The sequence below is a fragment of the Brevundimonas sp. genome, assembly GCF_032017145.1.
In the GTDB taxonomy this organism is placed as follows: Bacteria; Pseudomonadota; Alphaproteobacteria; order Caulobacterales; family Caulobacteraceae; genus Brevundimonas.
On the sequence record NZ_DALZQC010000114.1, the window covers coordinates 1 to 9,689 of the forward strand.

11 protein-coding genes are annotated in these 9,689 nt (G+C 66.4%); 3 read left to right on the top strand and 8 right to left on the bottom strand.

The window, feature by feature from the left end; all coding sequences use genetic code 11:
* From RTU05_RS15080 to folK, 6 genes are all read right to left on the bottom strand, one after another.
* The coding region (locus RTU05_RS15080) for a pyridoxine 5'-phosphate synthase (protein ID WP_312599176.1) at window positions 1-89 on the bottom strand (89 nt) is incomplete at its 3' end.
* A gap of 144 nt (window positions 90-233) precedes the next feature.
* Complete coding sequence (gene pyrE, locus RTU05_RS15085; protein ID WP_312599170.1) at window positions 234-818, bottom strand: orotate phosphoribosyltransferase; 585 nt, start codon at window positions 816-818, stop codon at window positions 234-236.
* A 50-nt stretch (window positions 819-868) separates the two neighbouring features.
* Window positions 869-1,627, bottom strand: a complete 759-nt coding sequence (locus RTU05_RS15090; protein ID WP_312599171.1) for a TIGR00730 family Rossman fold protein — start codon at window positions 1,625-1,627, stop codon at window positions 869-871.
* Window positions 1,624-3,783 carry a bifunctional (p)ppGpp synthetase/guanosine-3',5'-bis(diphosphate) 3'-pyrophosphohydrolase gene (locus tag RTU05_RS15095; RefSeq protein WP_312599177.1) on the bottom strand — a complete coding sequence of 720 codons (2,160 nt, stop codon included), beginning with the start codon at window positions 3,781-3,783 and terminating at the stop codon, window positions 1,624-1,626. The genes RTU05_RS15090 and RTU05_RS15095 overlap by 4 nt, the downstream gene beginning before the upstream one ends.
* Window positions 3,784-3,917: 134 nt before the next feature.
* Window positions 3,918-4,277 carry a DNA-directed RNA polymerase subunit omega gene (gene rpoZ, locus RTU05_RS15100; protein ID WP_008259724.1) on the bottom strand — a complete coding sequence of 120 codons (360 nt, stop codon included), beginning with the start codon at window positions 4,275-4,277 and terminating at the stop codon, window positions 3,918-3,920.
* Between the two features lie 101 nt (window positions 4,278-4,378).
* Entirely contained in the window at window positions 4,379-4,900 is a 522-nt protein-coding gene (gene folK / locus RTU05_RS15105; protein WP_409411636.1) for a 2-amino-4-hydroxy-6-hydroxymethyldihydropteridine diphosphokinase, read from the bottom strand.
* Between the two features lie 58 nt (window positions 4,901-4,958).
* Here folK and RTU05_RS15110 point away from each other — a divergent pair, with 58 nt between their 5' ends.
* On the top strand, window positions 4,959-5,495 hold the full coding sequence (locus RTU05_RS15110; RefSeq protein ID WP_312599172.1) for an NYN domain-containing protein: 537 nt from the start codon (window positions 4,959-4,961) through the stop codon (window positions 5,493-5,495).
* A complete protein-coding gene (locus tag RTU05_RS15115) occupies window positions 5,492-6,130 on the top strand; it encodes a uracil-DNA glycosylase (protein ID WP_312599173.1) in 639 nt (212 codons plus the stop codon). The genes RTU05_RS15110 and RTU05_RS15115 overlap by 4 nt, the downstream gene beginning before the upstream one ends.
* A gap of 10 nt (window positions 6,131-6,140) precedes the next feature.
* Here the strand turns inward: RTU05_RS15115 and smpB are convergent, their stop codons facing one another.
* Entirely contained in the window at window positions 6,141-6,611 is a 471-nt protein-coding gene (gene smpB, locus RTU05_RS15120) for an SsrA-binding protein SmpB (protein ID WP_248116602.1), read from the bottom strand.
* Window positions 6,611-7,495 (bottom strand): 4-hydroxy-tetrahydrodipicolinate synthase, encoded by an 885-nt coding sequence (dapA, locus tag RTU05_RS15125; RefSeq protein ID WP_312599174.1) that lies wholly within the window; start codon window positions 7,493-7,495, stop codon window positions 6,611-6,613. Before dapA ends, smpB begins: the two co-directional genes overlap by 1 nt.
* Window positions 7,496-7,620: 125 nt before the next feature.
* On the opposite strand from dapA, the gene RTU05_RS15130 reads away from it, so the two are divergent.
* Window positions 7,621-9,681, top strand: a complete 2,061-nt coding sequence (locus tag RTU05_RS15130) for a lytic transglycosylase domain-containing protein (protein WP_312599175.1) — start codon at window positions 7,621-7,623, stop codon at window positions 9,679-9,681.
* The last annotated feature ends 8 nt before the right edge of the window (window positions 9,682-9,689 follow it).

Here is a 9,689-nt window from a genome sequence, read left to right on the forward strand (position 1 = left end):
CGGGCGGGATCGGGATGCGCCCCGCCGCGCGCGTTCCGCACGGTGGCGACGTGGTCGATGTTGATACCGAGGCGAACGCGCTGGGTCATCTCAGCTCCCACTCATCCCGGCGAAAGCCGAGACCCAGTTCTTTTGCACCACCATGCGCTGGCCGACAGCCTGCGCCTCTAGGTTCCGCACATCGCCCAAAGTGCTGGGTCCCGGCTTTCGCCGGGATGAGCGGAAAGAGGAATTCACTTCGACAAACGCCGGCTGCCGGGATCTTCCACCGGCAGGGCGGCCAGTTCCGGCGGCAGGGCGTCGGCCGGATAGGCCGGCACGTCCAGCGAGGCCAGGGCGATCAGCGGCACGCCGACATCAGCCTTTCCGCCCGAGCGGTCGACGATACAGGCCGCCGCGATCACCTCGCCCCCAGCCGCCTGGATGGCGGCGATGCATTCGCGCGACGACAGGCCGGTCGTGACGATGTCCTCGACCATGACGACCTTCTCGCCCGGCTCGACCGAAAACCCGCGACGCAGTTTGAAGGCGCCGCCCTCACGCTCGACATACATCGAACGGACATTCAGATGTTTGGCCGTCTCATAGCCGGGAATGATGCCGCCCACGGCGGGAGAGATCGCGACGTCCACCGGGCCGACCGTGGCCACAATCTTCTCGGCCAGGGCCTTGCACAGTCGTTCGCAGCGCGCGCCGTCCATGAAGACCAGGTTCTTCTGCAGGAAGACCGGGCTGTGCAGGCCGGAAGACAGGACGAAATGGCCTTCGCGCAGGGCGCCAGCGTCACGGAATTCGTTGAGGACGTCTTGGGTGTTCATGACCGCGTTCTAGACCCGGATCGCGCGCGGATGAACCCTCCGGCTGCGCTTCAGTCGATGTTTTCGTTCGGCCGCAGACCGCGCGCCAGGAGTTCGGCCCAGACACCCTCGGCATCCTCGGCGAAACCGATCAGGTCCATATCCGACGCCGCGATCATCCCGTGTTCGATAAGGGCGTCGAAACCGATCACCGACGTCCAATAGGCCTTATCTACCAGAACGACGGGAACCGGCGGCGCCTTGCCCGTCTGGCGCATGGTCAGGATTTCGAACATTTCGTCGAAGGTGCCGAAGCCGCCCGGAAACACCACCAGGGCATTGGCGCGCATGGCCAGATGCATCTTCCGCATCGCGAAATAGTGGAACAGGAAGGTCAGTTCGGGCGTGGAATAGGCGTTCGGCTCCTGCTCGTGCGGCAGGGTGATGTTGAAGCCCACCGACGGCGCACCGGCGTCGAGCGCCCCGCGATTGGCCGCCTCCATGATGCCTGGCCCGCCGCCGGTGGCGATGACGTTGTCGCGCGGTTCGCCGACCGATCCCCGAAACGCGCCGCCCCGTTCGGACGCCAGCCGCCCAAAGGCCCGCGCCTGTTCATACCAGCGATGACCTTCGCGGATGCGGGCGCTGCCGAAGACGACGATGGTGGAGCGCACGCCCCAGGCCCTCAGCGCCTCTTCGGCCTTGGCGTATTCCATCAGGAACCGGACGCCGCGCATGGAATCGCCCATCAGGAAATCCTGATCCATCGCCGCCATGCGATAGGACGGCGACGCCATCTGGGCACCGTTCGGCTTGGTCGTTTCGGTCATTCGCCCCGCGCGCGTTCTACGGAATCGACGGACGGATTGGCCCGCAGCGCCGCGATGATCATGGTCGCGTGCTTGGCGTCCTCGACCTCGACATCCACATCCACGTCGAAGAAGTCTTGCTGACGGTGCGCCATCGACAGGTTGATGATATTGCCGCCGGCCTCCCCGATCAGGGTGGTCACCTGGCCCAGCACGCCCGGCGCATTGCGGATCGTCGCGCGGATGCGGGCGGCGGCCACCGCATCCGTCTCGGCCTGGGGCGTCCACTGCAGGTCGTGCCAGACCGAATCGTCATCGGCGAAGGCGGCCAGGGTCTGGCAGTCGATCGTATGCACCGTCAGCCCGGCTTCCGGCTCCAGAATGCCCACGATTCGGTCGCCCGGCACCGGGGTGCAGCATTGGCCGAAATGGACCGACACGCCGGGCGTCAGACCGCCGCCGCGCACGAACAGACGCGCCTTGTCGCCCTCGATCCGCTGTTTCTCAGGCCCGGCCTTCAGCCGTCCCTTCAGCGCCGGGAACAGAATCTCGGCCGTCGCGGTCGGCGACAGACGCCCGCGCCCCAGTCCCTCGAAAAGATCGTCCTCACTGGCTGTGGCCAAGGTTTCCAGCACCGGCTTCAGCGACACGTCGGCCAGCGACTTTTCGATGCGCGCCAGGGTCTGATCCAGGGCGACCCGGCCCAGCTTTATGAACTCCTCGCGCTCGGAGGTGCGGATGTGGCGACGGATGGCGGACCGTGCCCGGCCGGTCACGGTCAGGCTGCGCCAGTCGGCGGGCACTTCGCGCTTGGAGCCGCGAATGATCTCCACCACGTCGCCGTTCTGAAGCGGCGTACGCATCGGCTTCAACTCGCCGTTGACCTTGACCCCGACGGCGGTGTCGCCGACCTCGGTGTGGACGGCGTAGGCGAAGTCCAGCGGCATCCCCCCGCGCGGCAAGGTGACCAACTGCCCCTTCGGGGTGAAGACGAACACCTGATCCAGATACATTTCCAGCTTGGCGTGTTCGACCCAGTCCTCGCCGCCTTCGCCGTGTTCGATCACCTGAACCAGGTGGCGCAGGTTCTGCAACGGGTCGCGACCGCCGCCCTGCTCCATCGCTTCGCGGTCGAAACCATAGGACTGGTTCTTGTAGCGCCAGTGGGCGGCGACCCCATCCTCGGCGACGCGGTCCATCTCCTCCGTGCGAATCTGCATCTCGATCCGCAGGCCGCGCGGGCCGACGACCGTGGTGTGCAGCGAGCGATAGTTGTTCGACTTCGGCGTCGAGATGAAGTCCTTGAACCGTTCCGGCACCATCGGCCATTCGCGGTGGATGACGCCCAGCGCGCGGTAACAGTCGTCCTCGGCCTCCACGATGACGCGGAAACCGTAGATGTCGGACAGGGACGAAAAGCCGACCGACTTCCTCTGCAGCTTGCGCCAGATCGAATAGGGCGTCTTTTGCCGGCCATAGACCTTGGCCTTCAGCCCGGCCTCGGACAGCACCCGCTCGACCTCCCCCGCCACGCCTTCGATGGCGCGACCATGCTCCAGCTTCAGCGCCTCCAGCCGCCGCTCGATGGCGGTCTTGGCGGTCGGGTTCAGATGGGTGAAGGCCAGTTCCTCCAACTCGGATGCGATCGAGTGGATGCCGATGGACCGGCCCAGCGGCGCATAGACCTCCAGCGTCTCGCGGCTGATCCGTTCGCGCTTCTCAGGCTTCACGTACTGGAGCGTCCGCATATTGTGCAGACGGTCAGCCAGCTTGACCAGCAGCACCCGCACGTCTCGGCTGATGGCCAGGATGAATTTGCGCAGGTTTTCGGCCTGGCGCGTATGCTCGGCCTGAAGCTCCAGCCGCGACAGCTTGGTGACGCCCTCGACCAGGACCGCGACTTCCTCGCCGAACATCCCCGCGATGTCGTCGCGCGTCGCGGAGGTGTCTTCCACCACGTCATGCAGCAGGGCGGTGACGATGGTGGCGGTGTCGAGCTTGTAGTCGGTCAGTATGCCCGCGACCTGGATCGGGTGGGCGAAATAGGGATCGCCCGAGGCCCGCAGCTGCGAGCCGTGCATCTTCATCGCATAGACATAGGCGCGGTTCAGCAGCGCTTCGTCGGCGGTGGGGTCATAGGCCTTGACGGCCTCTATCAGCTCGAACTGACGCAGAATGGGCGCGCGTTTCGGCTGCGGCGCCGGATCGGCGGGCGCGGTCTGGGGTTCGTTTTTGTTTGCAGCTTGGGGCGCCGGCGGAACCGCGTCGGTCCTCGCCGGCAGGATAGTGACGCCAGGGGCTCCCTCGGGCGTCAGTACCGCTCCTCCTGGCCGCCGTCGCGGTCGCTTTGCAGCGCGCGGATCAGCTCGGCCTCGGCCATGTTCATGTGCTGCGGTTCCGCCAGCAGGGCGACCGTTTCCGCCTCGTCCTCGGCTTCCGTACGCTCGTCGACGCGCTGCAGCGTGGTGATGATGGTCTCGCGCAGCTCGTCCGGCACGACAGTGTCGTCGGCGATCTCGCGCAGGGCGACGACCGGGTTCTTGTCGTTGTCGCGGTCGATGGTCAGGGCGGCGCCGTTGGCGATGCTGCGGGCGCGGTGGCCGGCCATCAGCACCAGGCCAAAGCGGTTCGGAACCTTCTCGATGCAGTCTTCGACGGTGACGCGGGCCATGAATTTCCTCGAACGCGGGGGATAACCGCGTCAAATACAGATGGAGACTGCTTTTTGCAACGCCACAGGGGCGGAAGTTGGGCGCAGTCGCCCTGCCCGGCTCATGTCATCGGTCGCGCGTCCGACCCGACCGAAGCCGCGGCGGCCAGATCAAGGGCTTTTCTTCCAACAGTCGGATGCACCCAATGGGGCGCTATTTCAGATAGCGGCCCCATAACGAACCGTCGCTCGGCCGCGCGGGGATGAGGAAGAATCAACCCGTCCAGATCGCCCCCCAGCCGACCGTAGGCGATCAGGTCGAGATCCAGCGTGCGCGGGGCGTTGCGGACAGAACGCCGACGGCCGAAGGCGTCTTCGATCCGGCCCAGGGTCGCCATCAGGGCGTGCGGGTCGTGGTCGGTTCGCACCACGGCCACCCCGTTCAGGAACGGCGGATCGGAGGCGTCGGGCCAGGCCAGGGACGACCACCAGCTGGAACGCGCGACGACATCGATCCCCTCGCTGCGGAACCGCGCCACCGCCGCCTCCAACGCCTCTCGGCAAGACGCCCACGCCCCCTTGTCATTACAGCCCAGCGCAACGATGACTGCCTGGTCCAGGTTCAGCGTCTCGTCGATTCCCACATCGACGCGGGGCGTCGCCGGGGCGGCATTTTCTTCATTCCTTTTGTCGGCTTCGACCATGTTTCATTCCACCGACCGCCTGGCGATCTTCATCGACGGGTCCAACCTCTATTCCGCCGCTCGCGCGCTGCAGCACGACATGGACTTTCGGCGGATGCTGGACTGGTTCCGCGAGAAATCGGTCCTGACCCGCGCCTACTATTACACGGCCATCGTCGAGGGCGAAGAGTTCTCGCCGGTGAAGCCGCTGGTCGATTGGCTGGACTACAACGGTTTTTCTGTCGTGACCAAGCCGGTGAAACGCTTCACCGACGGCGCGGGCCACAGCCGGATCAAGGGCAATATGGACATCGAAATCGCGGTGGACATGATGGAGTTGGCCCCGCACATCGACCACGCCGTGCTGTTCTCCGGCGACGGCGATTTCCGTCGCGTGGTCCAGGCGATCCAGGCCAAGGGGGTGCGGGTCACGGTGATCTCGACCCAAAAGACCCAGCCGCCGCACATCGCCGACGAACTGCGTCGCCAGGCCGACGGCTTCCTTGACCTGAACGACCTGATGGCCGAGTTCGGCCGTCCGAAGGCCGCGCAATGAGCCTGACGCCCGAGCCGCCCCGCAACTGCCCGCTGTGCCCGCGGCTGGTCGAATACCGCCGGGAGAATGCGCGCCGGAACCCCGACTGGTGGAACGGTCCTGCCGCCTCCTTCGGTGATCCGAATGCGCGTCTGTTGATCGCCGGCCTGGCGCCGGGACGCATGGGCGCCAACCGCACCGGCCGCCCCTTCACCGGGGACCACGCCGGCTGGCTGTTGTACGACACGCTGAAGAAGGCGGGGTTCGCACATGGCCATTACGATCCGAACGGCGACGACGACCTGACGCTGACGGATTGCATGATCACCAACGCCGTGCGCTGCGCCCCGCCCGGCAACAAGCCCCTGCCGATCGAAGAGAGCACCTGCCGCCCCTTCCTGATCGACAGGCTGAAGCTGCTGCCCAATCTAAAGGTGATCGTGACCCTGGGTGACGTGTCGCGCCGCAACATCCTAAAGGCTTTCGGACGTCCGGCCTCGGCCATGCCGGCGGGCCATGGGGCGCAGGGCGAAGCGGGCGGCTATATCATCCTGAACAGCTATCACTGCTCGCGGCTGAATACGAACACGGGCCGGCTGACGCCCGAGATGTTCGAGGACATCTTCGCGCGCGTCCGCACTCTGATCGAGGGCTGATCTTGGCGGATCAGCCCTTGTCGCGCATCAAACGGGCCTTGTCGCGCTGCCAGTCGCGATCCGCGCTGGCCTGCCGTTTGTCGTGCAACTTCTTGCCCTTGGCCATGGCGATCTCGATCTTCGCCTTGCCCGCCTCGTTCAGATAGAGCCGCACCGGAATGATGGTCTGGCCGTCGCGCTGGACGGCGCCGATCATCCGGTCGATCTGTTTGCGATGCAACAGCAGCCGGCGCGGACGACGCGGTTCGTGATTGAAGCGATTGGCCTGTTTGTACGGCGGAATGTCGGCGTTGATCAGAACCAGATCGCGCCCCTCGGGCGAGACATAGCTTTCGGCGATATTGGCCCGACCATCGCGCAGCGCCTTGATCTCGGTGCCCAGCAGTTGGATTCCCGCCTCGACGAAATCCTCCAGGAAATAGTCGAACCTGGCCCTGCGGTTCTCCGCCAGAACCTTGGTTTTCGGTTTTTCGGACGCCATCAGACGACGCCCGCATCCGCCATGGCGCGGTCGATGATCGGCTTGACCGCGTCCGACGTCGGCGACAGCGGCAGACGCGCCTCCTCGTCGCACAGGCCCAACTTAGCCAAGGCGTATTTGGTCGGCGACGGAGAATTGTCCAGGAACAGCGCCTTGCACAGGCCGATCAACCGGCCCTGCCATTCCCGCGCCGTGGCGTAGTCGCCGGTCGTCATGGCGTTGTGAAGCGCGACCATGGCCTCGGGCGCGACATTGGACGCCACCGAGATCAGCCCGACGCCGCCGTGGGCGTGATAGCCCAGATAGCTGGGATCATCGCCCGAGATCAGATCGAACTGGCCGGCGATATTGGCGCGCATCCAGCTGACCCGGCTCATGTCGCCCGTGGCGTCCTTGATGCCGACGATGTTCGGATGGGCCGCCAGGCGCGCGACGGTCTCATTGGCCAGATCGGCCCCCGTCCGTACGGGCACATTGTACAGCAGAATCGGCAGTTGCACCGCGTCGGCGATCGCTTCGAAATGGGCCGCCATGCCCGCTTGGGACGGACGAATATAGTAGGGCGTCACGATCAAGGCGCCGTCTGCGCCCACCGTCTTGGCGTGGCGGGTCAGGTCGATGGCTTCCTTGGTGTAGGGCGATCCGGTTCCGGCGATGACGCTGACCCGGCCGGCGACCAGACGTACGCACAGTTCGATGACGTGCTTGTGCTCGTCCAGGTCCATGCTGGCGCCCTCGCCCGTCGTGCCCATCGGGACGACGCCGTGAACGCCTGCGGCGATCTGACGCTCGAGCAGTTTGGCGAATGCGGCTTCGTCCACGTTTCCGTCACGAAGTGGTGTGATCAGGGCGGTGATCACGCCCTTGAACAAGGGGGCGTTCATGAGACTAAGCTGGCCTGCGTGGGGAGTGACGATGGACGGATGTTCATCGCCTTTGCAATGAGCGCGGGACGTTAGGTCGCCTGCGGCTCCGCCGCAACCGGGATTGAATGGGAACAGGACAGATCATGATCGCGACCAGTCTGGCGGCGGCCCTCGCCGTCCTTGCGCCGAACCCGCAGGACGTCCTGCCCACCCAGCCTGTGCCCTATGCGTCGGCGCCCTCGTCCGTGCCCGGTTATTCCGCCACCTATCAGGGGCGCGTGCTGAACGATCAGGACACGGCGCTGTTTCGCCAGGGGCTGGCGGCGGCCCGCGCGCGCGATGTCGTCGGCGCCCAGTCCGCCATGTCGCAGATCCGCGACGCCTCGGCCCGCAAGCTGGTCGAATGGGCGCTGATCGACACCTCGGGCGAACAACTGTCCTATGCCGACCTGGCGCGGGGCCAGAGCGACCTGGCCAACTGGCCGCGTGGCGAATCACGTCGCGCAGCCGCCGAAAAGGTTCTGGACCGATCCGGCCTAGGCGCCGACGCGGCCCTGTCGCTGATGTCGGACGGCAAGCCGACGACGGTCGAGGGCGCTATCGCCTATGCCTCGGCGCTCGAGCAGCGTGGGCGCCAGGATCAAGCCCGTGATCTGGTGCGCGACTGGTGGCGTACGCGGTCGTTCGACGACGCGCCGCAATCGCGTATCCTGGCCCGCTGGGGCGCATGGCTGACGCCGGCGGACCACGAGGCGCGGCTCAACATGCTGTTGCTCGGTCCGCACGGCCCGGCGACGCGCAGCATGGTCAATCTGGTCTCGCCCGATCGCGCCGCCATCGCCAACACGGTCATGACCCTTCGCTCGGCCTACAGCCCTGACGCCGTCATCGCCAATCTCACGCCCGCCCAGGCGGCCGATCCGGCCGTGGTGCTGGAGCGCGTCCGCCTGTTGCGGTCGCAGAACCGCCAGTCGGAAGGCTTCGCCCTGCTGGCCAATCTGCCGCCGGCCCCCGCCCACACGACCGGCGACAACACCCTGTGGATAGAGCGTCGCAACTATTTCCTGGACGCCCTGCAGCAAGGCAACTGGCGCGCCGCCTATGACGCCATGAACGGCCACGGCTTCACCTCGGGCGACCGGATGGTGGACGCCGAATTCTTCACCGGCTGGGTCGCCCTGACCAAGCTGAACCAGCCCGAGGTCGCGGCCCGCCACTTCGAGGCGTTACGCACCGCCTCATCCACCCCCATCACCCAGGGCCGGGCCTACTACTGGCTGGGCCGGGCGGCCGAGGCGCGCGGCGAACGTGACGCGGCGCTGGGCTACTATCGCAACGGCGCCCAGCACTGGCAGACCTTCTACGGTCAGCTGGCGGCCGAAAAGGCGGGCATGACCACGCTTCAGCTTCCGGGCGAACCCGTCCCGTCGCAGGCCGACATCGCCCGGTTCGAAGGCAATGAGATCGTGCGCGCCACCCGCATCCTGGGCGAAACCGGCGAGATGAGCCTGCTGCGCGTCTTCGCCTATCAGCTCGACAACGACCTGCCGACGATCAACGACCTGGCCCTGCTGATGGACCTGTCGCGCGGCTATGGCGAGGGCTTCACCGCCATGATGGTGGGACGCGCCGCCAGCCAGCGCGGCTTCGTCATGCCCGAGCGGATGTATCCTGTGCGCGTCCCGCCCCAGGTCGCCGGCGCGGCCCCGCTGGAGTTCACCCAGGCCATCACCCGCCAGGAATCCAGCTTCGATCCCCGCGCCCGCTCCGGCGCCGACGCGCGCGGCATGATGCAGTTCCTGCCGTCCACCGCCTCGGGCGTCGCCCGTCGCCTCGGCATGAGCTATTCGGCCGAACAGCTGTGGGACCCCGACTACAATATGACGCTGGGCAGCTATCACCTGGGCGAGCTGATGGCGGCCAACAACGGCTCCATGCTGCTGGCGACCGTGGGCTACAACGCCGGGCCGGCGCGTCCCAGCCAGTGGATCGCCCGCTGCGGCGACCCGCGCGGCGATGCGATAAAGACCATCGATTTCATCGAATGCGCGCCCTTCACCGAGACGCGCAACTATATGATGCGGGTGATGGAGAATATGGCGGTCTATAAGGCCCGCCTGAACGGCGGCACGGCGCCCCTGACGCCCTCGGCCGACATTTCGCGCGGCGCGGCGGCAGGGCCCAGGCCCTACGCGGCCTACTGAGCGCGGCG

Bases quoted from the DNA above. Each gene is read 5' to 3' on its own strand.
- rpoZ (WP_008259724.1), bottom strand. From the start codon at position 4,277: ATGGCCCGCGTCACCGTCGAAGACTGCATCGAGAAGGTTCCGAACCGC.
- RTU05_RS15130 (WP_312599175.1), top strand. From the start codon at position 7,621: ATGATCGCGACCAGTCTGGCGGCGGCCCTCGCCGTCCTTGCGCCGAAC.
- smpB (WP_248116602.1), bottom strand. From the start codon at position 6,611: ATGGCGTCCGAAAAACCGAAAACCAAGGTTCTGGCGGAGAACCGCAGG.
- RTU05_RS15090 (WP_312599171.1), bottom strand. From the start codon at position 1,627: ATGACCGAAACGACCAAGCCGAACGGTGCCCAGATGGCGTCGCCGTCC.
- pyrE (WP_312599170.1), bottom strand. From the start codon at position 818: ATGAACACCCAAGACGTCCTCAACGAATTCCGTGACGCTGGCGCCCTG.
- dapA (WP_312599174.1), bottom strand. From the start codon at position 7,495: ATGAACGCCCCCTTGTTCAAGGGCGTGATCACCGCCCTGATCACACCA.
- RTU05_RS15115 (WP_312599173.1), top strand. From the start codon at position 5,492: ATGAGCCTGACGCCCGAGCCGCCCCGCAACTGCCCGCTGTGCCCGCGG.
- RTU05_RS15110 (WP_312599172.1), top strand. From the start codon at position 4,959: ATGTTTCATTCCACCGACCGCCTGGCGATCTTCATCGACGGGTCCAAC.